This window comes from Paraglaciecola sp. (assembly GCF_039964565.1).
Taxonomy (GTDB): domain Bacteria; phylum Pseudomonadota; class Gammaproteobacteria; order Enterobacterales; family Alteromonadaceae; genus Paraglaciecola.
In genome coordinates this window covers 320,307-345,517 of the sequence record NZ_JBDVXF010000045.1, presented here as the reverse complement: position 1 = coordinate 345,517, position 25,211 = coordinate 320,307, and the positions used below count along the sequence as shown (strand labels likewise).

Here is a 25,211-nt window from a genome sequence, read left to right as displayed (position 1 = left end):
TAGGTTGCCTTAAACTGCAGTTCACCCTAATGTTTAAGGCAAATATTATTTGTCTCATTGTTCAATTATTTAAGGGGTTATTATGCTGAAATTGTATGGTTCTACTACTTCTCCTTATGTACGCCGTCTGCGTATTTGGTTAGCCAATACGGACCATAAATTTATCAATTTACTGATTTTTTCTGAGGATGACAGGCAGATTCTTGCAGCCAAAAATCCGACTATGAAAATTCCAATGTTAGAAGATGAAATTAACGGAGAAGAACAGGTTATTTATGACTCGAGAGTGATTTATCGCTATTTAACCGACAAGTTTGATGATCCAGTTTTAAATTGGCAGCAAGAAAATCAACTGACACTCATAGACTCGGCCAATGATTCTTTGGTGCAAATGTTTATTCTGTCGAATTCAGACATTCAAGCAGATGAAGATAAGTTGTTCTTTAAGTTACAAAAGCAGCGAGTCAATGGAGTGCTGGTGCAGTTAAATGAAATGGTAGCGAAACAACAATTTGCTAGCTGGAATTATCCCGCCATATGCCTGTATTGTTTAATTGATTGGATCGAATTTAGAAATTTACATAACATGCAAGGTTTGACTGAGTTGTTGGCATTTCATGATGACAATGCCCAACGAATTGAAGTCACAGCTACCGACCCTCGTAAATAAAAGGCCACTTATGAATCAACAACAAAAAACTGCCGCTGAAGCGGCTACTTTTAGACATTTGCTTAAACATTTAGATGCCAACAAAGATGTGCAAAATATCGATTTGATGGTGTTGGCAGACTTTTGTCGAAATTGTTTAGCTAAGTGGTATATGGCCGCAGCTAAGGAAGAAGGGGCTGAAATGGATTATGACCAAGCCAGAGAAATGGTTTACGGTATGCCATTTAGCGAATGGAAGGAAAAGTATCAACTTCCCGCGACTCCTGAACAATTGGCTGGCTATGAAGCCAGACAAGAAGCTAAAAAAGCCGCTGTCGAACCATCGACTTCTGGGTGTCAGTAACCTTTACAGAAATATCTTGAAACAGTTAAGCCAAGCTGCAATTTGTCGGTTTGGCGTTAGCTGTATTGCTTGTTCCGTGGCATCTGTATAAGGTAAGCCTAACGCCATTTTAGTTAGATTATCATGCTCGAACTCCGTCATATTGCCAAATCTTTTGCCAATGGATCTGAAATTGTCCATGCGCTTACCGATATTTCTTTAGCTATACAAAAAAACGAATTTGTTGCCTTCATGGGCAGTTCTGGCTCTGGGAAATCTACCTTAATGAATATTTTGGGTTGTTTGGATACGCCCAATAGTGGACAGTACTTTTTGGATAACAAAGATGTCGCGACAATGGATGACGACACGTTGTCGGCTATCCGCAACCAACATATTGGTTTTATATTTCAAACTTTTCATTTATTACCTAAATTGGATGCCATAGGTAATGTGAAGTTACCACTACGCTTTAGTGACGTTTCTGAGGAAGAAGCCAACGAACGCGCCCATGAACTATTGGATAAAGTTGGCTTGGGGCATCGTAAAACTCACAGGCCATTCGAAATGTCAGGTGGTCAAAGGCAACGTGTAGCAATCGCTAGGGCATTGATTAATCGCCCTACAGTGGTTTTGGCAGACGAACCTACTGGTAACTTAGACAGTAAAACCTCAGTAGAGATCATGGCATTATTGACCGATTTGCATCAGCAGGGACAAACCATTGTGATGGTCACCCATGAAGATGATATCGCGTCTTATGCGCAAAGAGTCATTACTATGCGTGATGGCAACGTTTTGCGAGACACCGCAAAAGAACAGGCGCCAACAGTGGCGAAAGGTTAATAAACCCATGTCATTAAAGAATTTTCTCATTGCATTTAGTCTTACAATTGCCAGCTATGCTCAAGCCGACGACCAAGTCACTTTGCTAACTGGGATCATTTCATCTTCAAAATATCATTTAGTTACGGCACCTAAAACTAATCGTTGGCAGGTGCAGATCCAGTGGATGATCGAAGAAGGCACGATAGTAAACGAAGGTGATTTAGTAGTGGTGTTTGATTCGGGTGGAATCGAATCGCAGCTAGAAGTGAATGAGGAAAAACTTGAAACCGATGTTTTAGAATTATTAAAACTGGAAATGGACAAGGGGCAAGCGGTCTTAGAGGCAAATGGTGCACTAAAATTAGCTAATATCATGGTTGAAAAAACACGTATCGAAGCCTCTGTACCAGACGGAGAGGTGAGTGCTTACGAGAAAGGCAAAAATGTCATTGAATATGAAAAAGCTATCACCGCGAAAATAAAAGCCCAAGAAAACTATAAGCTTAAGTTAGAAGAGCAAAAGATTGAGTTAGACAAGAAAAATATCGAGATCCTGAAACTAAAAGAGCAAATCGCCTATCAACGCAGTCAACTTGAAAAATTAAGTGTGAGAGCCAAAGTGTCTGGCCCTGTTACTCATGCTATGCACCAGTGGATGGCGCAAAAAGTGGCTGCAGGTATGAATATTCAGGCCAGCTGGGAAGTGTTAACTGTGCAAGCTGCTTCGACTTATCAGGTTTCTGCTTGGTTACATGAGATTGATGCGGCTCGAATCGATTTACAAAAAAGTACCTTTGAATTGACCTTAGATGCCTATCCAAATCAATCTTATCAAGGAAAGATCATTTCGGTATCGAGTCAGGCAGAGCAAAAAAGTCAATGGAGTGACAGCGCATACTATCGTGTGGAGTTAGGTTTTGCCGAAGCGCCGCAACAAGCAATTTTTCCGGGTATGAGTGTACGAGTGAAATTACAACATCAAAACTTGGTACAACAGGGTCAACCTATTACGGAGTTAGCGATATGAAAGTTGCAGCCTATGTTTTCAAATTTATTCTGGGTATAAGTGGTGTTTTGTTGGTGGCGTGTGAAGAAGAGCAAAAAGCGGTGGAACACAAAACTGATACCCCAAAAGTGACCGCTTCCGCAGAACTTATCTCTCTTAAAAATGCCACTATTGGCCCACCCAATATATCACGGATGTGGCAATACAAAATTCAACAAATGGCACCTGAAAATAAGCTGGTTAAAAAAGGCGAAGTGATAATCGTATTTGATGGACAGCGAGTAAAAAATGATTTGATTGGCAGACAAAGTCAACTCGACGCAGAAATAAAAAAGGCAGAAAGTGACAAGTTGAAAGATGAAGCGACCACACAAGATTTAATGCTAAAACTAGCCGAAGCTGAAATGGAATTCCAAAAGGCTAAACGTAAAGCCGAGATTGTAGATGCATCCAGCTCAAATATCGAACGCCTGAAGCAGCAAGCTGATTTTCGTTATCAAAAAGAAGGGCTAGCCCAAGCCAAGCAAAAGTTGTCTCATCATAAAAAGGCAATGTTGATTAACGAAAAAGTATCTCAAGGCAAAATAAATATTATGCAAAGTAGGGTAAATCGGATCCAACAGGAAATTGTCAAACTTAGTGTAAAAGCCCCTAAAGATGGATTAGTGATGTACCAAGAAAATGGTAGTGGCGAAAAAGTAGCGGTGGGAGAAACCGTTTATATGGGGCGTAGTTTAATGCAATTACCATCTCTCGATGCAATCGCGCTAAAAGCGGAATTCTCGGAGCCGGATAAATCCAAGCTTAAAGAAGGTCAAGAGGTAAGAGTTATTTTTGAGGCGTATCCGGAAATGTCATATATGGGCAAAATTTCTAAGTTAGGCCAGGCTTTTTATCCGAAATCAACCAATAATCCTAAAGTGATATTTGATGCGCAAATTGAATTGGGTGAAAACAGGCCTGATGTGATGCGTCCTGGTATGAAAGCAAAAGTAGAGGTTGTGGATTCATGAAGAACAGACTTTTACTGAGTATATGTGGCATGTTGTTAGTCGCTTGCGGTGAGTCGCCGCAATCTAGCGTGCCTTTATATCAAGTGGCACAAAAAGAATTTGCGGTAGTTATTCCAGCTGTAGGTGAACTTGAGGCTGCGCAAGCCGAAAGAATCAATTCCCCGGGGCGCAGTCCTATGACCATTGACTGGCTCGCAGAAGAAAATAGTTGGGTTAAAAAGGGGCAAGTGGTCGCGCGTTTTGACGCAGAACAGTTGCTGCTTGATAGCCGTGAAGAAGAATTGGAGATGATGCTGTTAGACATGGATATGCGCCAGCAATATGCCCAAGAAAACCAGCAGCAAAATGAATTGAACTCTGACAAAATTCTGGTTGGTAAAGAATTTAACTTTGTCGATACCTTTGCCATAGACGATTTAAGACTGTATTCCAAAATTGAAATTATCGATACCTTGTCAAACCGAGATTATCTTGGGGCAAAAGAAGAGTTTATCGAGTGGAAAGAAAGCAGCATAGATGACAGAAATCAAAGTGCATTGGACGTTTTGGATATACGTAAAGGAGGTCATCAAGCCAAATTCCAGCAACATCAAACCGCACTTTCACAGTTAGAAGTATTGGCTCCTTATGATGGCATGTTGGTTTATGAAAAAAACTGGAGAGGTGAAAAACCAAGTATAGGGCAAACTGTATTCCCAGGTAGCACTATTGCCAAGATCCCTAACTTAGAAGAGATGCAAGCTAAGATAAATGTGTTAGATAAAAATGCAATCAATCTAGAGATTGGGCAGAAGGTGAATTTGACCCTAGACGCATACCCAGAAGAAAAACTCACAGGCGAAGTGTTATCTGTCTCAGGGTTTTCACGCACCATAAAACGCGGTAATCCCACTAAGTATTTTGAGTTAGTTGTCTCGATAAATGCACAATCTGCTTTATTGCAACCAGGCGCTAAGGTCTCTGCGTCAGTGAGTGTCACCGATTCGCAGTCTAAAATAGTTATTCCTTTACAGGCTATATTCAATGAAAAAAGTGAAAATTATGTGTATCTAAAAGATGGCAATAACTTCATTCGGCGTCCAGTGAAAACCGCAGAGAAAAATCTTTACTTTGTAGAAATTACAGAAGGTTTGAGCTCCGGAGATATTATCGCTTTAAGTGTGCCAGATGATGCCTCAAGTATCTCAGGTGCTGCGTCAGGGAGTAAGTCATGAATAATAGTTTTATGCCTTTAGTGCTTGATGCGCTCAGTGAAATGGCGGCTCATAAACTTCGTACATTGTTAACCTTGTTGGGTATGATATTTGGTGTTGGTGCGGTCATTGCGATGCTGAATATTGGTGAGGGGGCCGAGCGTCAAGCATTAAAAATGATTGATTCAATGGGGCTGCGAAACTTGATCATTGAAGCTAAACAATTTGCTGACGATGAATTGAATGAAATACGTCAAGAGTCGTTAGGGTTAACCTTGGCAGATGTAGAATCCGCGAGGCAAACCTTGCCCTTCGTTGAGGATTACAGTGCTGAAAGGCATATTAAAACTCAATCGGTGTACAGTGACTTAGGTACTGCCGATTTAAAAGTGGTAGGGGTCAGTGATAGCCATTTCAGGTTGTCTAATATGCAGGTGAAATCTGGGCGACTGTTGACAGAACAAGACGATAAGAATGTGGCGCAAGTAGCGGTTATTGGTGCCAATGCAGCTGAACAATTGTTTCAAGGTACCGAAGCGGTGGGCCAATTCTTAAAAGTGAATCATCTATGGTTACAGGTCGTAGGTGTGTTGAATAATCCATTTTTCGATAAAGAAGAATTTCAAGGCGTAAAAATTGGCGGTGACAGCGCGCGCATTTTTGTGCCTCTTAACACCAGTATCAAAAAGCTTAGTAGCCCGGCATTAGCCAGTGAATTAGATTTGGTGAAGTTAAAGGTTTCTGAGGGTACGGACCCTGTAGTGGCAGCAAAAGCTGTGTCTCATTTGTTTATGTTGCGCCATGGTGAAGCAGACGATTATCAATTGGTTATTCCTGCCGCTTTGTTAGCGCAACAAAAACAAACCCAACAAATATTCAATATTGTGATGGCTTGTGTAGCAGGCATTTCTTTGTTGGTTGGGGGGATTGGCATCATGAATATCATGCTAGCTAACGTTTTGGAGCGAACCAAAGAAATTGGCCTGCTCCGCGCAGTTGGGGCGACTCAAAAAAACATCAGAATGCAGTTTATTGCTGAAAGTTTTACTATTTCGGTATTGGGAGGTTTGTTAGGCATTGCCTTTGGTTTGATTCTATCTGAAGTCATAGGTTTTTATTCCGGTTGGGCAGTGAGTTGGTCAGTTGTAGCAATCGTATTGTCTTTAACCATTTGTATGGCTGTAGGTATAGGGTTTGGGGTTTATCCGGCAATCAAAGCCTCGCAACTGAATCCCATTGATGCGTTGCACAGCGATTGAGCTAAGTGGCGTAAAAATGTACAGTGACAATGTAACCTAAGCCACTAACTTTGACTTTTTAGTGCTCATCATCAAAAGGAACTCCGAATGATTAAGTTTTTACCTTGGCTATTAGTTGTGGCCAGCTGGTTTATATTGCCACAGTCTTTTGCCCAAGAAACCCGTCTGTTGCGACAACCTAGTATAAGCGATAGCCATATCGTATTTGTACATGCAGCTGATATTTGGATTACTGATTTATCGGGCAAAAATACTAAAAGGCTTACCAGTACTGCAGCGGTTGAAAGTCATCCCCATTTTTCTCCCGACGGTAAAACTATTGCGTTTTCATCGAATCGCTCCGGAACTGACTCTGTTTACGTCATGCCCACCGCAGGTGGTCAAGCTACCAGATTGTCGTGGCACGCATCTGGAGGCAGTGTACGTGGATGGACCCCTGATGGGCAAAAGATACTTTTTGCGTCTGGCCGCGACACTGCGCCAAGGCCTATCAATCGTTTATGGACTATCCCCGTCAATGGCGGCTCAGCTGGGTTAGTACTCAACCAATGGGCATATAATGGCGCGTATTCTGGCGATGGCAAAAAAATGGTTATTGATCGTATGTCTCGTTGGGATGGTGAATGGCGGAATTATCGAGGTGGCCAAAATACCCCTTTAGTGGTGATTGATTTAGACACGCTGAAAGAAACGATGATCGACAGCGACTCAACCATAGATATCGAACCTGTTTGGGTGAACGACACGGTTTATTTCTTATCAGACAGAGATTGGGTTTCGAATGTTTGGTCTTACTCTGTAAAACGAAAAAGACTCAAACAAATCACCGAATTTAAGAACGCTGATGTCAAACAATTAAGCACTAACGGTAAACAGCTCGTATTAGAACAAAACGGTGATTTGTTTACCTTTGATTTAGCCTCTAAACAATTGCAAAAATTATCTATTAATCTAATTGGTGATTTCCCGTGGGCTGAAACCAAATGGCAAGATGTGGGAGAAAAAGCAAACGCTGCTTCACTTTCACCCTCTGGTAAACGCGTGGTCATGGCCTCTCGAGGTGAAATATTTACGGTGCCTATTGAACATGGCAGCGTACGTAATCTAACCCAATCATCTGATGCTGCTGACAGAGCACCTATTTGGTCACCTAAAGGCGATAAAATTGCTTGGTTTTCTGATAAAGGTAAGCAAGGTTATCAACTGATGTTGCAGTCTCAAGATGGTCTGTCACAGCTAGAATCGATCGCGATAGGTGAATCAAAAATGGCATGGGAGCCAACATGGTCTCCTGATGGCAAATATATCGCTTTTGTAGACGATGATGTGCGGATTCGTTTGCTAGAGTTGGCCACGAGAAACATTAAAACTATTGATGTGGGTGGCAACAATTTAGAGCGTGGGCGAAACGACTTAGCTTGGTCACCCGACTCCAACCATTTAGCCTATGTTAAAACCGCTGATAACAGTTTTCAGCAAATTAAAATTTACTCAATAGACAGTCAAAAAACGCATTTTTTAACTAATAAATTTGCCAATTCATTGTCACCAGCTTGGGATCAAAATAGTAAATATTTGTATTTCTTAGCCAGCACCGATTACGGTTTGAATAGTGGTTGGGCCAATACCAGCTCAATGTCTGCTGAGGCAGAATATGCTCCGTATGTTGTGAGTTTATTGGCAGATGAAGTTTCACCATTTGCCCCGCGCAGTGATGAGGAAGATATTGAAGAATCTAGAAAAGACACGTCTGAAAACGACCATGAAGAGTCAACCGAAGACAGTGCTTCGGCAAAAAGTGGGAGTGACGAAAAAGAATCAGCAAAAGACTCAGTAGAGTTAATCAAAATAGATTTCGATAATATTGAAAGACGCATTTTACCGCTCCCGATGCCTGCTGGAAATTATGCATTTACTCTAACGGCTCCAGAAGGAACGGTGTTTTTTGCCAAAAAGCAAGGTGAAAACAGAGACGTTGAGTTACTAAAGTTTGACTTAAAAAGTCGTGAAGCAGAGCCCTTTATCGCAGGAATCCAATCAGCCAGTATCTCGGCAAACCACAAAAAAATGTTAGTTAAGCAAGGTCCTAAATGGTTTGTGGTGGACGCCGATACATCCAAAGCTAAAACAGAAAAGCCTTTGGATACTAAGCTAATGATGAAGCTGGATCGCCAAAAAGAGTGGCGTCAAATGTTTGTAGAGGCATGGCGTTATCAGCGAGATTATTTCTACGATAAAAATATGCACGGCCGTGATTGGAATGAAGTATTTAGTCGTTACGAACCCTTAGTGGAACATATCAAACATCGGGCTGATCTGAGCTATTTATTGGATATGGTAAACGGTGAATTATCCGTAGGTCACAGTTTTGTGTTTGGCGGCGACTTTCCCAAAACAGAAAAAGCCAGTGCTGGTTTATTAGGCGCAGATTTAAGCCCTAAAGACGGGCGTTGGCAGCTTAGTCGAATATTTACTGCCGAAAGTTGGAATCCGAAACTAAAAGGTCCCTTGGATCAGCCTAGTTTAAAAGTGGCTGAAGGGCAATATTTAGTTGGTGTTAATGGTAACGAGTTAACTAGCTCAGATAACCCTTATGAGTTTTTAGACGGTACAGTTGGTCAACAAACTGTGTTGCATATTAATGATAAATCTAAATTTAGCGACGCTTGGCAAATAACAGTTAAACCAACGGGAAATGAAAATTTCTTAAGACAAAGAGCATGGGTAGAAGATAATCGTCGTTTGGTAGATAAATTATCAGATGGCAAATTGGCCTACATATGGGTTCCTAACACTGCCCAACCAGGTTTTGTTTCGTTTAATCGGTATTTCTTTGCTCAACAAGACAAGTTAGGGGTAGTGATTGACGAACGATTCAACGGCGGTGGTTATTTAGATGACTACATGGTGGATCTGATGAGTCGCAAACTTCGCGGGGCTCTTACTAATGAAGTGCCTAATGGGAAACCGCTGGTGTTACCTGCTGGGATAAGCGGCCCTAAAGTGTTATTGATCAATGAGCTGGCTGGCTCTGGCGGTGATTATTTTCCTTGGGCGTTTCGTCAACAAAAAATCGGCAAGTTAATTGGTGCGCGTACTTGGGGTGGGTTAGTGAAGTCATCGGTGCATTATGCCTTGGTTGATGGTGGTGCTCTTACCGCGCCAGATAATGCAGTATTTGACCCTCGAAACAATAAGTGGGTAGCGGAAAATTTTGGGATTGCCCCAGATATTGAGGTATACCAAGATGCGAAATCTCTAGCTAAAGGAGAGGATCCACAACTGCTCAGAGGCGTACAAGAATTAATGAAGCAGTTGAAGAAAATTAAAAGCAAACCAATACAACCACCTAGATATTCAACACCAGCAGTCCAAGGCTAAACTTATATGTGGCTAGCGGTGTAAACAAAGTAACCAGGCAGATTCAGCTAATCGATTCAGCCTACAGACCAGTTAAGCGGAGAGAGTGATGAGTCAGAGTATTAAGATTAATGACAAAAGTTATCCTATCGATGTAGACGGCGAAATGCCCTTACTGTGGTTTTTGCGAGACAGACTTGAGCTAACCGGCACTAAATTCGGCTGCGGAATGGGGTTATGTGGTGCCTGCACTGTGCATATCGATGGCCAAGCAACACGTTCTTGTTTGATGCCGGTTTCAGCCGCAGCCGGTAAAACAATTACTACTATTGAAGGTTTATCAGAAAATGGTGATCATCCGCTGCAAAAAGCTTGGATTGCTAACAAAGTGCCGCAATGTGGATATTGTCAGGCAGGGCAGATCATGAATGCTGCTAGCTTTTTAGCAACGAATAAAAAGCCCAGTAGTGAAGATATCGATAGTGCTATGCAAGGTAATATTTGTCGCTGCGGCACTTACCAGCGTATTAAACAGGCAGTAGTTGATGCCGCTGATGAAATGTACAAGGAGGCCTAACATGAGTATTGCGAACCCACTTCCTTCTTCAAATAAAAAAACCGTTTCTAATCAGAGTCGTCGACAATTTCTTAAAAGCTCAGGCATTGCTGCAGGTGGTTTAGTCTTAGGTATAAGTTTACCTCAAAAGACTATTGCCGGTATAAAGATGGGTGAAGACAATACGTTTAATCCCAATGCGTTTATTCATATAGCCGACAATGGCGACACCCTACTTTACTGTGGACGTTGTGAAATGGGGCAAGGTATTAGTACCGCGTTGCCAGCAGCGGTAGCTGACGAGCTCGATGCTGATTGGACTCGAGTCAGTATTGAACAAGGTGAAGGTAACGAAGAAAAATATGGGCCTCAAGCGACCGGAGGCTCGGCCAGTATTCGTACTATGTATATTCCCATGCGTGAAGCAGGAGCCGCAGCAAAAGTTATGTTAGTGGCCGCTGCCGCCAAAGTTTGGGGTGTACCGGCATCAGAATGCAAGGCTGATAACCATTTTGTTATCAATAACAACAATCAACAAAAACTCGGTTACGGCGAATTGGCTAGTCTTGCTGCCGATCAACCAGTTCCAGACAGTGTGACCTTAAAAGAGAAAAAAGATTACAAGTACATAGGTAAAGATTTAGCTAGACATAACCAAGGTGACATAGTGGTGGGTCAATTAACCTATGGCGTAGACACCAAGATGCCGGGGTTAAAATATGCGGCTATTACCCATTGCCCAGTTATGGGCGGTAAACTCAAAAGTGTCGATAAAACCGCAGCTATGCAAGTTAAGGGCGTAATCGATGTTGTTGAAATCCCCAGATTTGAAGTGCCATTTGGCTCACTTGGTGGCGTAGCCGTAGTGGCAGACAATACATGGACGGCGCAACAAGCCCTTAAAAAACTAAAAATAGAATGGGATTTAGGTGAGCACCAAAGTTATGACACTAAGGCGTATAAAGCGCAACTAGTGAAAAACGTAGAAAGCCCTGCTCAATTGGCTGCCGAACGTGGCAATATTGAAAAAGCCTTTGCCGAAGCCGAACATGTGGTGAAGGCCACTTATACGGGCGGGCATTTATCTCATTCTCCTATGGAGCCGAATGCTTCCGTTGTATGGGTACAAAAAGACAGTTGTGAAGTATGGGCTGCCACGCAAAGTCCTGGTGATATTCAAAAAGTCCTAGCGCAATATTTGAAACGGGAGCCGAGAGACATCATGGTCAATGTGACTATGGCTGGTGGCGCGTTTGGACGTAAATTTAAGTGTGACTACGTTCACGAAGCCGCTGTATTGTCCCAAGCTGTGAATGCTCCTGTGCAACTGACATGGTCTCGCGAAGAAGACATGCGTACTGGTTATTATCATTCAATCAGTGCCCAGCACATTGAAGCTTCATTAGATAAAGATGGCAATGTAACAGGCTGGTTGCACCGCGCTGCTTTTCCAGCTATTGCCTCATTGTTTGACCCATCACTTGATAGAGCCCCTGCCAATAATCTAGGTGACGTAGATAACCATCCTTTTGGCATTGCCAACTATCGCAGTGAAACAGGCGAAGCCAAAGCTCATACACGAATTGGTTGGTATCGAGCAGTGTATGCCATATTTTATGGCTTTGCCTTTGGTAGCGCTGCCGATGAACTCGCCCATGCGAGTAAAACGGATACCGTTAGTTTGTTGAACAGCATTTACGACAACAACAAAAATCCTGAACAAGCAGAACAAGTGGCCCGTTCTAAAGCCGCATTAGCTATGGCAGCCAAAAAGAGCAACTGGGGCAATCGCGCAGCATTACCTAGCAATCAAGGTTTAGGGATAGCGGTACACTTTAGTTTTAACTCTTATGTGGCCATGGCAGTGCGAGTCGAAGTTAACGGTGACGACATAAAAGTGTTAGAAGTCGACGCGATAGTCGACTGCGGCCAAGTCCTCAATACAGACAGCGCTACCGCGCAAATGGAAGGGGCGGTAGTAATGGGCATGTCTTTATCATTACGCACCGAAGTGATCTTTAGAGAGGGCGCAGTAGTGAACTCCAACTTTCACAACTATCCCGTGCTTAGGATCAATGAAATGCCCCAAGTAAACGTGCACTTCATGGAAAATGACTACAAACCCACAGGTTTAGGTGAACCCGGTTTAGGACCCTTTGCGCCCGCATTGGCTAATGCAGTTTTTGCCGCCTCGGGTAAACGTTACAGAGACTTACCCTTTAAACCTATGTCGATGTAATAATCAGTACAATTTAAAAAATGCTGCTAGCTAAACCTAGCGGCATTTTTTTGGCCTGATTTTAATCAAATGACTACAAGAAGGTGTGTGAAAAATTGCTATCTAAAGTCCAGTGGTTGAGCTGGTGTATTAAAAAAATCTTATGATTCATTGGGTTATGTGCTATAAAATTATATTGATTGCAATAGACCGAATTATTCGAAGAATTCACTGGTCACTATTTTTGCAGTACTTTCGGTGCGAAGCTTATGGCTTCGCGAGTATAAAAATAAGTAATCGCTGTAATAAGAAGAATAAAAATGAGTCAGCAACAGGCAAGTCTCAGCAAAGAAGAAGTGCAACCTTTTACTGAAATATTAAATAGCTGGGTAATAAACAATGATTTAGATAGTGCAAACCAATTGCGCAGTATTGTTTATTACCATCTTAAAGGTATTGTCAAAAAACAGATTGGTGATAAGGCAAAAAAGAGCCCCTCCGAGCAATTAATTGATCAACTACCCAACACTACATCATTACTACATGAAGTATTAGCTAGTCTTACACCACCAAAAGAAATATTTGATAACAAAGAGCAATTTTTGCTTTCCCTTGCCTCATTTGTCAGGTGGATGTTACTCGATGACCTCAAAGCCAAATCTGCGCAAAAACGAACCAAAGGCGAACATCGAGTAACAGAATTCTTATCCTTACCCGACGGCCCAGAGACATTTTTAACATTTGACAGAGCACTGTCTAAATTGGAGAAACTCTCACCTCGATCATACAAAGTGGCATTAATGCATTACTTTTTAGGTCATGATATTGAGCAAATGACTAGCGCGTTAAACATCGAGAAGTCGACTATCTACACTGAATTATCAACAGCAAAAGCCTATCTTCGTACCCAGTTCCAAGCCTTTTAAATTGTATTTGAGAGTTTTATTTTGATTACAACAAATCCGTTTGCGTTATTTCAGCATCTTCTTGAACTAGACGAACAGCATATGCAGCAAAATTTGTCTGCAATGCATGATATCGATGAGTCTGTTTATATAGATGTGTGCGCCCTAATCGCCGCGCACTATAAAAATCAGCAACAAACTCAATTTAGCCAATTAATCACTGATCAAGCGGGGGGGTTGGTAGACGATCAAATTATTCAGCAACTAGTTGGCAAACAAATTGGCATTTATAAATTAGTGGCTAAGTTAGGGCAGGGCGGTATGGGTACAGTGTACCTAGGTGAAAGAAATGACCAGCAACTGCAACAAAGAGTAGCAATCAAATTTGTTTTGCCTTCTATCGTGGCTTTATCTGGGCAAGACTTTTTACAAAAAGAAGCCCAGCATCTGGCCAATTTAGACCACCCTAATATTGCGTCAATCATAACCATTGATACCACAGACAATGACTTACCTTATATGGTGATGGAGTATGTAGATGGTGTGCCAATTAACCAATATTGTCAGCAACAAAAACTAAATTTAACGGCAAGACTTAAGCTATTTCAAAAAGTTTGCCAAGCGGTGCAAATAGCTCATCAAAACATGATTATCCATGCAGATATCAAACCCTCAAATATTTTGGTTGATAGCCATGGCAATCCAAAACTCATGGATTTTGGTATAGCCCGCCATTTAGACCAAGCGGAACAAAGCGGCAGTTTAAGCGCGGCAAGTCGAGATTATGCTAGTCCAGAACAGCGAGCAAACAAATCATTAACAGTCGCGACCGATATCTATGCTTTAGGCAAACTGTTGAACGAGCTGCTGATAAACCAGGCTATAGCTAAGATTGAAAAGCAGGCGTTATTGGACAAAACCTTATCAGATAACCAAACCCAGCAATTCTCCTCTGTGGCAACGTTAGAGCAAGAAATTGATAGATTAATTCAAGGACGAGCACTGGTAAGCATCCAATCCAATTATCGATATCGTTTAAAAAAAACGATTAAAAGAAACCCCAAATCCAGTGTCAGTTTAGCGGCTTTCTTAATTACCTTAATAGTCAGCAGCAGTGCGTTGTTATGGCAATATCGACAAATATTGATTGAAAAACAAGTAGCCGACCAATCGGTACAGTTTTTAGAGAATGTTTTTGAGCAATCGTCACCCTACGAGCATCAAAATAAAGCCATAACGGTAGAAGCACTGCTAACGCAAGCGAGTAATAAAATTGCCGAGAAAAGTAGTTTATCTACAGCCAGTAAAAACCGAGTCTCTATAGCATTAGCCAAAGCCATGCTTGGAGTAGGCGCGTTTGAAAAAAGCCAAAAGTTACTAAACAGTGTGGTACAACCCGAACCTCAAATAGCGGTTGAACAATTGTATTTGCAGGCTCAACTAGCTCAACAAGCGTTAGATTACCCATTGGCAATAACTAAAGTGGGGCAAGCGTTAGAGCAAGCACCGCTGCGTAACAATGAGCAGTTATTAGCCGAGTTATATAGTTTAAAAACTTCGATCCATCGTAAACTAAGACAATTTGACGTAGCGCAAGCAACCAATCGAAGCTACCAACAATTTGCGTTAGCCAGCAATAATCCTAAGTATCAGGTGTCAGCTTATATTCAACTAAGCGGGATATTTTTTGATTTGCCGGATTATCAGCAAGCTGAACATTTTGCTAAGCAAGCATTAGAAACGTATCAAGCCGCCAAGGTTGATGACCATGCCTTGTTGTCTACTGTGTATTTCAGCTATGGCAGTGCGTTAGAAGAATTAGACCAACTCGACCAAGCAGAACAGTATTACCAAAAATTAGTAGCCTTAGATGAACAAATATTTGGTGAAGGACATCCCACTACTGGGGTTAATTACAACCTATTATCGTATTTCTATCATACCTCGGGTGATTACCCATTAGCTTTAGAGTTTGCCAATAAATCCATAGCGATACACAAACAACATGCCCCTTATAGTGGTTATGAATATGTCGACTCATTATTTAATAAGGCACATGCGCTCAAAGATTTATCACAGCCCAAAGGGGCAATAGCTGCGCTACTTGAAGCTGAACAAGTTTTTATGAGTTTTTTGCCTGAGGGGCACAGTAAGTTTGTTAATTTGTACAACGGTCTTGGGGTTTTATATAAACATATCGGTGAATTTGAGCAAGGAGAAGGGTACTTTAATCAAGCGTTATCTATAGCCCTAAGTGCCGAGAGCGTGGACCAAACTCACGTGGCGTCTTTGTATGGAAATTTAGGCAATATTGCAGTTGAACAACAAGCGTACGACAAAGCAGAATTACTCTATCAAAAAAGGCATAAAATTCGATTAGTTGCATATGGTTATGAATCGCGAAGTGTTGTGAATAGTTTAAAAGCATTGGCCAGAGTAAAACGATTCAAAGGCGCCAATCAGCAAGCACTCGAGCTACTGTCGGAGGCAATGCAAATAGCGTTAAAAATTTATCCAGCAGGACATCCCTCAATATCGGGTTTTTATGCTCAACGAGCTTTAACTTACCGCTCCTTAAAGCAACTTGACCTTGCTGTTTTAGACATTAATAAAGCCATAGATATTGCGGTTGCCGGCTATGGTGAACAAAACTTTAGTACCTTTGGATACAAACGAATTTTAGCTGATTTGTTGTTGGCACAAGGTTTTTATCAGGAGGCCTATGACCTAGCTAAGCCAGCCTACGACTTTCAACTGAATTTAGTCGGTGCTGAGCATGCAGAAACAAAACGTGCCGAAATCATCGTTAACCAAGCGATTAAGTTTTTATAACGGCGGCAGCGTTTTATTAATCGTGCCAACCATTTGCAAGGTTTGATTGGCTTATTAATATACTTAACGGCGCATTTGATTAACATTTAGACTGGGAGTATTTTGAGTAACGCTGAGAGATTAAAGATAAACCATGCCAGAAAGACATTCGGTTTTATTGTATAGCAATAGTAATGTAGCCAACCAATACACTGTTAAGTATTTAGGTGATGAACATCCTTTAACCAATAAATTTAGAACCTTATTAACTCAATTGTATGCTGAAAACAACCAGTCTCAAAAAGCACACTCAATGGTGGTAATGGCCTATGGTTTTTTACATATCAAACTTGGAAAAGAACATAGGGACACAATACAAGCAAAAGCTGTCGTAGACTCTTTTAGCAAAAATTCAGAAAATCTTATGCTCTAACGAACTTACAATGTATTGAATTTCGAAGGGGAAATTTTCTCATAACGTTTAAAAACAGCACAAAAAACTTTATGCTCAGTAAATGCAAGTTTTGTTGATATTTTTGCGGGCTTTAGCCCTAACCTAAGAAACTGTTTTGCCCGTTCCATTCTATATATCGCCAGGTATTGGCGAGGAGAAAGGGCAGTATGCTCTTTGCACCAGCGTCGTATTGTTGCAGTGTTAACACCAAATGCTAAGGCTATATCGTTAACTTGAATATCTGTTTGAATTAACTCTCTGCCAGATTGTTTGGTTTCAATAAGCCTGCCAATCTCCTGATCTAATTTCTGAGTAAACTCATCGGTCGTAAATCGTTTAGGTTTTGCCATGGTGTCAATACTGCTAAATAAACAATGGCTCTATTCTGCTTATTCCCTGATTTAAAACGATCCAAGAAACCCTCAGCAATTTTTCCAAAAAATAATTAATTTTTTTAATGCGCGCTACAGGGAAGGTTTGTTTTTCAACACAGTGTTCTAATAAAAGCAATTATTTCAACGGAAACCAATTCTGATCCTATTAGTACGGGGTTTACGGTTTTCTATTAAAAATCAGATTCAAGTTAATTCAATTGGGGGTTAGGGAATGTTAAGAGTCTTAGGTTTTATCGTCATACTTGGTTTATTCGGCTGTGGCGGATCGGGTGACAAAGCAACCACTTCGCATACGGAAGTTCATACTGGTGCTGAGCAACCTGTAGTGGTTCATATTACTGCACCTCCTGGCACACCATTTCCATCAAATTCTCAGAATGGCCAAATAACGGGACTAGTCGTAGATGACCCGGTAGTAAATGCCGATGTAAAACTCTTTGATATTAACAATGCCTTATTGGAAACCACAACAAGTGGTGATGAAGGTGATTTTTCCTTTAATATTGACACAAGTTTAATTGGAGACGGGTATATCATCACCGCATCAGGTGGCATCATGAATGGCCAGCCTTTTTTGGGCGAGTTAAAGGCGATTTACACGGGTGATGATAATCCTGATGATGCCAATTTGACCATCATGTCAACTCTGATTGCTAAATTAGCAGCAACACAAGCCGGTGCGACCCTTATAGAAAAGCGCGATAATGCGATTGCACAATTGGTCTTCTTAGGTTTACTGAAAGAGGATGATTATCACCAAATTGATACCGAGTTATTAAACGAAAACTCAGCTCGAATTGATATCGCTGTTATCGGAATAGATGCCTGGATTGACGAAATTATCAACGACTTAGCTGATGGCGAATTAAGTGCTGCGAATATGAGTGCTTTTGCCAACAGTAACGGGGGGATTTTGGCGATCAAGGTGCTGGGCCAGCAAGAAACTAGTGTTTGGCCGGGTGCTTCTACTCAAATAGGTGTAGAACTTTTGGCCACCACCAACAATGTGCAAACCACATTAGAAAACGCACCTTCTTGGGTAAGCCTATCGAGCGACGTCATTGAGGTAAACCCTGCATCAAATGTTACACCAGGACGTTATGATTTTAATTTGGTTGCAGGTTCAAATCTCGCCAGCGCGAATAAAAGCGTGTCATTTACAGTCGAAGTTTTAGAAAGAGTGTTGCTGCTATCAGGTGATTTATCTTCAGTCGCAGGCACAATTAGTAATGAAGACAAAGACATCAGCATTGCTGTAGCTACAGGTAAATTAAGCCAAAACTATCAACTGAGTTTTTATGCTGCGGCAACGGGCAAGGACACCGTTAGGTTTATTTTGGATAGTGTGCCGGAGATGCCTGATGAAGAGCGAATCGAGCTGGACTTTAACCTACCATCATCAGAAATAATTATTCGAAACCATATAGAACCAACAAGTGATATTGTTGCCGCACGCCCCGCTATGAAATCTAGTTATGCTAAAAAAGCACTGACTAATTACTATGGTCCACGAGTACCTTCTACCTGCAAAACGTCTTGGGTAGATGGAAATAATGATGGACATTCTTTTAACTATGTTTGGGAAGGGAACTCATCCTTTTTTCATGATCTCCTAAATCCAATTAATAACGGTGGGGACCCTAGAATTGTCAAAATGACGGGTAGAGGAGCTGAAGTAGCGCGTTGTAGATCAACGCTAAGGTCGTCTGTTTCATGGACTAGTTCTGATCTAGATTCTAAAGAGGCTGTATTATTTGTTCATGGATTTGTGCGGGAAGGAACATTAGGCGGAATTGATAGTAGTAATTTAGAGTATTTTGGCTCTTTTCCAAAAGTATTATCAAAAGCAGACATAGATGGTAGAAAATTTAATCCATTTTTATTTTCTTGGCAAACTAATCAAAAGTTTGAAGACGTTGCTTTGGATCTCGCTAAAGCAATAAAAATGATTTCAGACAAAACCCATACTAAGGTGCACATCGTTGCCCATTCTTACGGAGGGTTGACAGTAAGAGCTTTAGTTCAAGGTAAGGCTTCTGTGGCTAGTAACTTAAATCCAGATATCGCTTTCGCAACGAAATACATCGCATCAATTACCACAATTGGTACACCACATTCAGGTGTTTTTTCTGCTGACAATGGAACCACTATTGACTATGGTAGTGAGGCTATCCTATTTCCTCATGGCACTGATAATACAGCAGGTTTGGCCGTAAATGCATGTACTGCGATTACTTGTTATCAAGCTGGGGAAGACTGGAATAGATTGCATGCCCATAATTCCAAAAGTTACTATGGAGTAAAAATACCCTCCGACTATGGCTTGCCGGATAACCTTAACAGGCATACAGGTCAAATGGATTCTGTTAAAGGGTATTTTGTCTATGATTTGGCAAAAGATTTGAACAATTACCCTGACATCCCTACTCAGGTTTTGCTGGGGGTAGTGCAAGATTCTAGCAACATAAAATGTGTCTCAAATGATAACGGCACATGTCAAGTTAGGTATAGCTTTGCAAGAGGTGAACATTTGGGAGACGGCCTAATTTCACTGAAAGGCCAAAGGTTTGATCCAAGAAATCAGGAGGTTCACCCAAGAAATACAAACTTACACAATGTAGAAGAAAATTTATTAAATTTTTACAATAGTCAATCACTGACTAGAAGCGATATGGTTGAGCAAAGCTGGTCCTTTTTTGACACCATTGAATATAATAGAAGCAGCTCGCTAACCTTTGACCATCTGATTCCGTTTGAGTATGGAACAGAAGGGGTCTTTACGGGTACGCACACGGTTTTAAATTACCAACAATCATTGTGGAAGTCAGGTTTTTCTGCCGGTGCAATCCATATGACAGGTTCATATGACTCTTCTCATGGAAAAATAAGAATAATTGCTGACCGAACAGGTGCGGTTACTGGCTCAAACACAGGGGAAATTGTATTATCATCTGAGGTAGGATTAAGGGGAGTTGAATGTTCATATAAATATAGCGAAGAGGCTAGTTGCGAACACCCAAGTTGGCTCTATGTCAAAAGTTTCCTCAGAGCAAATCCTGTATTAAGCACTATTGCGCCAGAACAACAAATCAGCGTCACAGGCCGAGTACAAGAAGCTTCTCAAGCCCAATCACAATCAGCGCCTCAACTTCAAGCTAGAAGCTCAAGTACTACTGCTGTGGTTAATGTTTATAACGGAGATGAAAAAGTAGGTAGCCAACAAGTGGTTATGGGGGAAAGTTATGATATTAGTGTGCCCTTTGTGGCTAGCTCACCCTATAGTGTTGAAGTTGTGCCTGAAAGTGGCTCTGGTTTGAGGGCGACAGTCAGTCGCACCATCACTACAGCGAGTAGTTTTGCTAGATCGTCTTTGAACTTCGGTATTATTGATTTAATTTCTAACGCCCTTAATAAAAACACCCTAAATATTTTAGTGATTGACGCTACTTCTGGTCAGCCACTTTCTGGCTTTGAGTATGTAGTGCGTAATTATAACGGTGATTTTTTAGAGGATGGCTCAGAGAGCTCCAGTCAACATTTACTCACCGAAAAGCGTTTTGGTAGATATCACATTGAAATAACTAAGGTTGGTTACGATAAAACCGTCAATACATGTACGATCCTGCCATTAATTAGCAATCAATGTACCCTAGTCCTCAGCCCCGAGCGTACCAATGCAAATGGGGAGTTGTCTGCAGTACTAACATGGGACCTCAACCCTCGTGATTTAGACTCACATCTGAGTAAATATGATAGTAATGGCTCTGAGCTGTACCATCTTTATTATTCAAACAAAACTGCGCCTGGGGTTGCAGATAGCTTAGATTTGGATGATACATCTAGTTATGGACCAGAAACGATTACGATTGATCAGATTGATAATACGGCTCACTACATATATGCGGTCCATCATTTCGCAGGTAACGGCACTATTTCAACTAGTTCTGAAGCGCAAGTCAGTTTGCAAACAGAAACTGAAAACATGCAGCTAAACGCCCCTGTATCGGGTAGCGGCAAATGGTGGAAAGTATTTGAAATAGTTAGTGGTCAAATAATCCCGTGCACAACTAGCTGTATAATGGATGCAAGACCTACTCAAGCAGGTAAAGGAATAGCTACGGGAACTGTCACCGATGCGAAATGGCTCGCAGACATGGAAGCTGACTTGGTGAGTAAATAACTGAACTCTAAATTGTTGGATTAATATTGCTCTTTTCGTTTAGGCGTCGACTAATTAGTCGGTAATATTTGAAAAGAGCATTTGTCCCATAGTTATGGGACATGCCTTCTTTCTATCTTAGGCTGCTAGCTCAATATTCGGTTAATCTAGGCTGGAAATTGTCTAGCAATTTTGACTCATTCGTCTTTATCAAACCCAAAAGCCAAAGGCAGCAGCTCGGTGAATTTAACGGTTTTAATTTCACCTTGTTGAGTTGCTAAGTGAACTTCTGTTTGAGCATCGGCAAATTCAGCTATTTTTTGCCTACAACCACCGCAAGGTGGGCAGAAATCATCATTGGGACTGGCGATTAGGATTTGTTTGATATGTTTGCTACCCGTAGCTATCATCGCCGAAATCGCCCCGGCTTCGGCGCATTGGCCTAGAGGGTAAGCGGCGTTCTCAACGTTACAACTTGCATGTAGTTGTGCGTTTTCGTCTAGAATGGCTGCGCCAACATGAAAGTTTGAATAAGGAGCATGGGCGTTTGCCTGTGCTTTTGAGGCTAATGCCAATAGCATTTTATGTTCGGGTGTTAGCTTAACTGTCATAAAAATCTGACTTCAAATTTTATTCGGCCGCGTAGTTTGCTTTATTTTGGACTAAAGATTCAAGTTTAATTCACAAATAAGTGCTACTTGCACCGTGGTAACTTTACTTTTCGAGGGAAATAGGCGACTCTAATGCTCATACCTTCTTCTTGTTTTTTGACTATTTTAAAGGGTTGTGTTGCAACCTAGAGTCAAAGTTAGAGTCATATACATAATCTATTTTCAGGTAAAACTTCTCTACTAATATGCAAAAACATCTCAGCGGCATCCTTTTTCTTAGCGCATTCTTATTTGGTTGCGCCAGCAACAGCGGTTCAATGCAAGGTAACCCGCAAATGGGAAACTTGTTGTTGGCTGAGCCTGCTCCCATGAATCAACGTTCCCAATTGGCTATAGCACGCTACAGCCATATTTTAACTAACACCGATTTAGAAGACGAGCAAAGAGCTCAACTGTTGCATCAGCGTGGCACTTTATACGACAGTGTCGGTTTGTCTGGGTTGGCGCAATATGATTTTAATTTGGCGATTCAATTAAAGCCTGACTTGGCGGAAGCTTATAATTCTATGGGCGTTCATTACACCCAGCAAATGGACTTTATTCAAGCTTATGAAGCCTTTGATGCTTCCTTAGATATTAATCCTGATATGGAGTTTGCGTTTTTAAACCGTGGAATTGCTCTGTATTATGGTGGTCGTCCCGACTTGGCGGTACGTGACTTTGGCACCTTTTATAACATTAACGCATCTGATCCCTATCGGGCGTTATGGAGTTACTTAGCGTCTAGTGAGATAGATAAACCTCAAGCGATGGTAGAGCTAGCGCAACTGCGAAAAAACTTAGATGAAAATAACTGGGCAACGCAAATAGTTGATTTATATCTGGGAAAATCCACTGAAAACCAATTGTTAGGTGGTTTAATTGCCGGGGTCACTAGTCAACAACAATTGACCGATAGATTGTGCGAAGCCTATTTTTATTTGGGTAAATATCATTCTGCTAAAGGCAACAGAGGCATTGCTTCAAACTATTTTAAACTTGCTTTAAGTACCAATGTGTTTGAGTACGTTGAACATCGCTACGCGCGCCTTGAACTTAACTTGTTACGTGATGAAGCCAACAAAATAGAATCGCAAGCAACACAAACCCAATAACAATGACAGTATTATCCAAATGGGTTTTGGCGTTAGCGTGCGCGCTATTGCCTGTTTGGTTAATGATAGAACACACCACTCTAGCGGTAGAAACCACCCCAGAAAGCCTCGCAGCTCCAATTAACAAGTCGACTCAGGTATCCAAAACGGCGGCCGAGCAACACTTAGCTCATGGTTTAGTATTGTGGCGTGATAAAAAATATCAACAGTCGGCGCAGGTGTTTGCATCTCTAGCGGCCGAAAAACTAGACCCACAGTTACAAACCTTAACTAACTTATATCATTACCACGCCTCTGCGTTTATTCACAATGAGCATTCTGAGGTTTCCCATCCACTTTCAGCTGTACCTAAAAACTGTAAACAAAAACTGTTGTTTGTGACGGCAGATCTTGAATCCTTGCCGCAGGCTGAATATTTTAGGAAGCGCTTTTCACAAGACCCACGTATGAGCGACTTATCGATTTGTATTTATGAGCAAACTTGGTTTGACCCTATTGATTTAGTCTGCAAGGAAAATTGGCAACAAAGCGGGCGCTTGGGCTGTCAGTTGCTGTCGTTAGCCGAAAAAATAAAAACAGTGCCTTTTACCCATTTAGTGATGTTTGCGAAAAAAGGCAAAGCCAATGTTCACAACGGCATTATGTTTCTAGATCGCAAAGACACTTACGACGTATTTATTCACGAGTTAGCGCATTTTTCGGGTTTTATCGACGAATACCCTCTTAGTAAAATGCTTGCTAAACGAGTGTGTGCAGGGGTTGATGCGCCGAATATAGTCTTTAAGAAGACAAAACATTCAAAAGTCGACACTAAATATTGGGACTCAATTGGCCTTTCTAGCTCCGCCGACCTAACTGCAGCCAGAACCTGCGATAATCATTCGACCCAAGCATATAAAGCGTCCAAAAAGCTCACCTTTATGGAGTATCATGATACGGCTTTTATCCCCGCGAATTATTTAAAAGCGTGGCAAAATCAATTGCAAAACACGCCTAATCAACCTTCGGCCCATGTTAATTTTGCACAGTTGTATGAGCAGTCTAATAATTTGCCAGAAAGCCAATTCTGGCGCGCTAAGTATCAGCAATATTTGCAGACCAATACCCATAAAATTGGCAATCTATAACAAATGAAAATGTCATTTGTGTGACAAGGCCCTATCACCATGGGTATAATACCCGAACGTTTTTTGCTCCTGTTAGTATTACATTCAGATTATGTCTCAGTTATTTCCTGTCGAAACCATAGATTACCCTTTTCCACCTAAGCCGGCTGTCCTGAGTAAAGTGCAACAGCAACAATATGTGCAAGAAATTAAAACCTTGCTTAAGCGAAAAAATGCCGTATTGGTCGCTCACTATTACACCGATCCTGAAATCCAAGCTTTAGCAGAAGATACCGGTGGCTGTATTTCAGACTCTCTGGAAATGGCGCGTTTTGGTCGCGACTGTGAAGCGGAAACCTTGATTGTTGCTGGTGTTAAATTTATGGGCGAAACCGCCAAAATTCTCAGCCCAGAAAAAACCGTGTTAATGCCAACCTTAGAAGCCACCTGCTCATTGGATATTGGTTGTCCTGAAGACCAGTTTTCAGCATTTTGTGATGCGCATCCGGATCACACTGTAGTGGTGTACGCGAATACTTCTGCCGCGGTAAAGGCTCGCGCAGATTGGGTCGTCACTTCAAGTATTGCTTTAGAAATAGTTGAACATTTAGACTCCCAAGGAGAAAAAATCATCTGGGCTCCGGATCGCCATTTAGGGGCATATATTGCTAAACAAACTGGTGCTGATATGTTGATGTGGCAGGGTGAATGTATAGTACATGACGAGTTTTCAGCAAAAGCTTTGTTAGATATGAAACACCTTTATCCCGATGCAGCTATTTTAGTGCACCCAGAATCACCCGCCAGTGTAGTGGCTCTGGCAGATGCCGTTGGTTCAACTACACAGTTGATCAATGCAGCAGAAACGTTACCTAATAGTCATTTTATCGTGGCGACAGATCGCGGTATTTTTTATAAAATGCAGCAAGCAGCCCCCGATAAAATTTTGTTAGAAGCGCCCACTGCCGGCAATGGTGCTACCTGTAAAAGTTGTGCGCACTGCCCATGGATGGCCATGAATGGCTTAAAGGCAATTCACCAGTCACTCACAGATACCCAAGGTCATGAAATTTTTGTTGATGAATCCTTGCGACAACGAGCATTAATTCCGCTTAATCGCATGCTTGATTTTTCAGCTGAGTTAAAAATGCAGGTAACGGGTAACGCCTAACAGCGATATTTAGTCAAATT

General features: G+C 41.5%; 19 protein-coding genes. 17 read left to right on the top strand and 2 right to left on the bottom strand.

What is annotated here, in order from left to right; translation table 11 throughout:
• The first annotated feature begins 82 nt into the window (after positions 1–82).
• The 13 genes from ABJK37_RS23180 to ABJK37_RS23120 all read left to right on the top strand — a co-directional run bounded on the left by ABJK37_RS23180 (position 83) and on the right by ABJK37_RS23120 (position 16,574).
• Entirely contained in the window at positions 83–670 is a 588-nt protein-coding gene (locus ABJK37_RS23180; RefSeq protein WP_348358759.1) for a glutathione S-transferase family protein, read from the top strand.
• A gap of 10 nt (positions 671–680) precedes the next feature.
• Positions 681–1,013 carry a DUF1244 domain-containing protein gene (locus ABJK37_RS23175; RefSeq protein ID WP_348358757.1) on the top strand — a complete coding sequence of 111 codons (333 nt, stop codon included), beginning with the start codon at positions 681–683 and terminating at the stop codon, positions 1,011–1,013.
• Between the two features lie 123 nt (positions 1,014–1,136).
• A complete protein-coding gene (locus ABJK37_RS23170; protein WP_348358755.1) occupies positions 1,137–1,838 on the top strand; it encodes an ABC transporter ATP-binding protein in 702 nt (233 codons plus the stop codon).
• 7 nt (positions 1,839–1,845) lie between these two features.
• Complete coding sequence (locus ABJK37_RS23165; protein ID WP_348358753.1) at positions 1,846–2,847, top strand: HlyD family efflux transporter periplasmic adaptor subunit; 1,002 nt, start codon at positions 1,846–1,848, stop codon at positions 2,845–2,847.
• Positions 2,844–3,839, top strand: a complete 996-nt coding sequence (locus ABJK37_RS23160) for an efflux RND transporter periplasmic adaptor subunit (protein ID WP_348358751.1) — start codon at positions 2,844–2,846, stop codon at positions 3,837–3,839. The genes ABJK37_RS23165 and ABJK37_RS23160 overlap by 4 nt, the downstream gene beginning before the upstream one ends.
• The gene (locus ABJK37_RS23155; protein ID WP_348358749.1) at positions 3,836–5,053 is read left to right on the top strand and encodes an efflux RND transporter periplasmic adaptor subunit; all 1,218 of its coding nucleotides are present in this window, start codon (positions 3,836–3,838) and stop codon (positions 5,051–5,053) included. The genes ABJK37_RS23160 and ABJK37_RS23155 overlap by 4 nt, the downstream gene beginning before the upstream one ends.
• On the top strand, positions 5,050–6,291 hold the full coding sequence (locus tag ABJK37_RS23150; RefSeq protein WP_348358747.1) for an ABC transporter permease: 1,242 nt from the start codon (positions 5,050–5,052) through the stop codon (positions 6,289–6,291). The genes ABJK37_RS23155 and ABJK37_RS23150 overlap by 4 nt, the downstream gene beginning before the upstream one ends.
• 87 nt (positions 6,292–6,378) lie before the next feature.
• Positions 6,379–9,672, top strand: a complete 3,294-nt coding sequence (locus tag ABJK37_RS23145) for a PDZ domain-containing protein (RefSeq protein WP_348358745.1) — start codon at positions 6,379–6,381, stop codon at positions 9,670–9,672.
• A gap of 88 nt (positions 9,673–9,760) precedes the next feature.
• Positions 9,761–10,228, top strand: coding sequence for a (2Fe-2S)-binding protein (locus ABJK37_RS23140; protein WP_348358743.1), 468 nt, complete (start codon positions 9,761–9,763; stop codon positions 10,226–10,228).
• Position 10,229: 1 nt separating this feature from the next.
• Entirely contained in the window at positions 10,230–12,446 is a 2,217-nt protein-coding gene (locus ABJK37_RS23135; protein WP_348358741.1) for a molybdopterin cofactor-binding domain-containing protein, read from the top strand.
• Between the two features lie 299 nt (positions 12,447–12,745).
• The gene (locus ABJK37_RS23130; protein ID WP_348358739.1) at positions 12,746–13,351 is read left to right on the top strand and encodes an ECF-type sigma factor; all 606 of its coding nucleotides are present in this window, start codon (positions 12,746–12,748) and stop codon (positions 13,349–13,351) included.
• A 21-nt stretch (positions 13,352–13,372) separates the two neighbouring features.
• On the top strand, positions 13,373–16,162 hold the full coding sequence (locus ABJK37_RS23125) for a serine/threonine-protein kinase (protein ID WP_348358737.1): 2,790 nt from the start codon (positions 13,373–13,375) through the stop codon (positions 16,160–16,162).
• A 133-nt stretch (positions 16,163–16,295) separates the two neighbouring features.
• A complete protein-coding gene (locus ABJK37_RS23120) occupies positions 16,296–16,574 on the top strand; it encodes a hypothetical protein (protein WP_348358735.1) in 279 nt (92 codons plus the stop codon).
• 5 nt (positions 16,575–16,579) lie between these two features.
• Here ABJK37_RS23120 and ABJK37_RS23115 read toward each other — a convergent pair whose 3' ends face one another.
• Positions 16,580–16,945: a helix-turn-helix transcriptional regulator gene (locus ABJK37_RS23115; RefSeq protein ID WP_348358733.1), complete on the bottom strand. Its 366-nt coding sequence runs from the start codon at positions 16,943–16,945 to the stop codon at positions 16,580–16,582.
• A gap of 256 nt (positions 16,946–17,201) precedes the next feature.
• Between ABJK37_RS23115 and ABJK37_RS23110 the strand changes: the two genes are divergently transcribed.
• Entirely contained in the window at positions 17,202–21,170 is a 3,969-nt protein-coding gene (locus ABJK37_RS23110) for a hypothetical protein (protein ID WP_348358731.1), read from the top strand.
• 176 nt (positions 21,171–21,346) lie between these two features.
• On the opposite strand, the gene cdd is transcribed toward ABJK37_RS23110, so the two are convergent.
• Positions 21,347–21,760, bottom strand: coding sequence for a cytidine deaminase (gene cdd, locus ABJK37_RS23105; RefSeq protein ID WP_348358729.1), 414 nt, complete (start codon positions 21,758–21,760; stop codon positions 21,347–21,349).
• A 245-nt stretch (positions 21,761–22,005) separates the two neighbouring features.
• Between cdd and nlpI the strand changes: the two genes are divergently transcribed.
• From nlpI to nadA, 3 genes are all read left to right on the top strand, one after another.
• On the top strand, positions 22,006–22,914 hold the full coding sequence (nlpI, locus tag ABJK37_RS23100) for a lipoprotein NlpI (protein ID WP_348358727.1): 909 nt from the start codon (positions 22,006–22,008) through the stop codon (positions 22,912–22,914).
• Between the two features lie 2 nt (positions 22,915–22,916).
• Complete coding sequence (locus ABJK37_RS23095; protein WP_348358725.1) at positions 22,917–24,041, top strand: hypothetical protein; 1,125 nt, start codon at positions 22,917–22,919, stop codon at positions 24,039–24,041.
• 91 nt (positions 24,042–24,132) lie between these two features.
• A complete protein-coding gene (gene nadA / locus ABJK37_RS23090) occupies positions 24,133–25,191 on the top strand; it encodes a quinolinate synthase NadA (RefSeq protein WP_348358723.1) in 1,059 nt (352 codons plus the stop codon).
• Positions 25,192–25,211 lie beyond the last annotated feature (20 nt).

Excerpts from the sequence above, each read along its gene's own strand:
- ABJK37_RS23165 (WP_348358753.1), top strand. The coding sequence starts at position 1,846 with ATGTCATTAAAGAATTTTCTCATTGCATTTAGTCTTACAATTGCCAGC.
- ABJK37_RS23115 (WP_348358733.1), bottom strand. The coding sequence starts at position 16,945 with ATGGCAAAACCTAAACGATTTACGACCGATGAGTTTACTCAGAAATTA.
- nadA (WP_348358723.1), top strand. The coding sequence starts at position 24,133 with ATGTCTCAGTTATTTCCTGTCGAAACCATAGATTACCCTTTTCCACCT.
- ABJK37_RS23120 (WP_348358735.1), top strand. The coding sequence starts at position 16,296 with ATGCCAGAAAGACATTCGGTTTTATTGTATAGCAATAGTAATGTAGCC.
- ABJK37_RS23095 (WP_348358725.1), top strand. The coding sequence starts at position 22,917 with ATGACAGTATTATCCAAATGGGTTTTGGCGTTAGCGTGCGCGCTATTG.
- ABJK37_RS23135 (WP_348358741.1), top strand. The coding sequence starts at position 10,230 with ATGAGTATTGCGAACCCACTTCCTTCTTCAAATAAAAAAACCGTTTCT.
- ABJK37_RS23140 (WP_348358743.1), top strand. The coding sequence starts at position 9,761 with ATGAGTCAGAGTATTAAGATTAATGACAAAAGTTATCCTATCGATGTA.
- ABJK37_RS23110 (WP_348358731.1), top strand. The coding sequence starts at position 17,202 with ATGTTAAGAGTCTTAGGTTTTATCGTCATACTTGGTTTATTCGGCTGT.
- ABJK37_RS23170 (WP_348358755.1), top strand. The coding sequence starts at position 1,137 with ATGCTCGAACTCCGTCATATTGCCAAATCTTTTGCCAATGGATCTGAA.
- ABJK37_RS23160 (WP_348358751.1), top strand. The coding sequence starts at position 2,844 with ATGAAAGTTGCAGCCTATGTTTTCAAATTTATTCTGGGTATAAGTGGT.
- ABJK37_RS23180 (WP_348358759.1), top strand. The coding sequence starts at position 83 with ATGCTGAAATTGTATGGTTCTACTACTTCTCCTTATGTACGCCGTCTG.
- ABJK37_RS23130 (WP_348358739.1), top strand. The coding sequence starts at position 12,746 with ATGAGTCAGCAACAGGCAAGTCTCAGCAAAGAAGAAGTGCAACCTTTT.
- ABJK37_RS23175 (WP_348358757.1), top strand. The coding sequence starts at position 681 with ATGAATCAACAACAAAAAACTGCCGCTGAAGCGGCTACTTTTAGACAT.
- ABJK37_RS23155 (WP_348358749.1), top strand. The coding sequence starts at position 3,836 with ATGAAGAACAGACTTTTACTGAGTATATGTGGCATGTTGTTAGTCGCT.
- ABJK37_RS23150 (WP_348358747.1), top strand. The coding sequence starts at position 5,050 with ATGAATAATAGTTTTATGCCTTTAGTGCTTGATGCGCTCAGTGAAATG.
- ABJK37_RS23145 (WP_348358745.1), top strand. The coding sequence starts at position 6,379 with ATGATTAAGTTTTTACCTTGGCTATTAGTTGTGGCCAGCTGGTTTATA.
- cdd (WP_348358729.1), bottom strand. The coding sequence starts at position 21,760 with ATGACAGTTAAGCTAACACCCGAACATAAAATGCTATTGGCATTAGCC.
- nlpI (WP_348358727.1), top strand. The coding sequence starts at position 22,006 with ATGCAAAAACATCTCAGCGGCATCCTTTTTCTTAGCGCATTCTTATTT.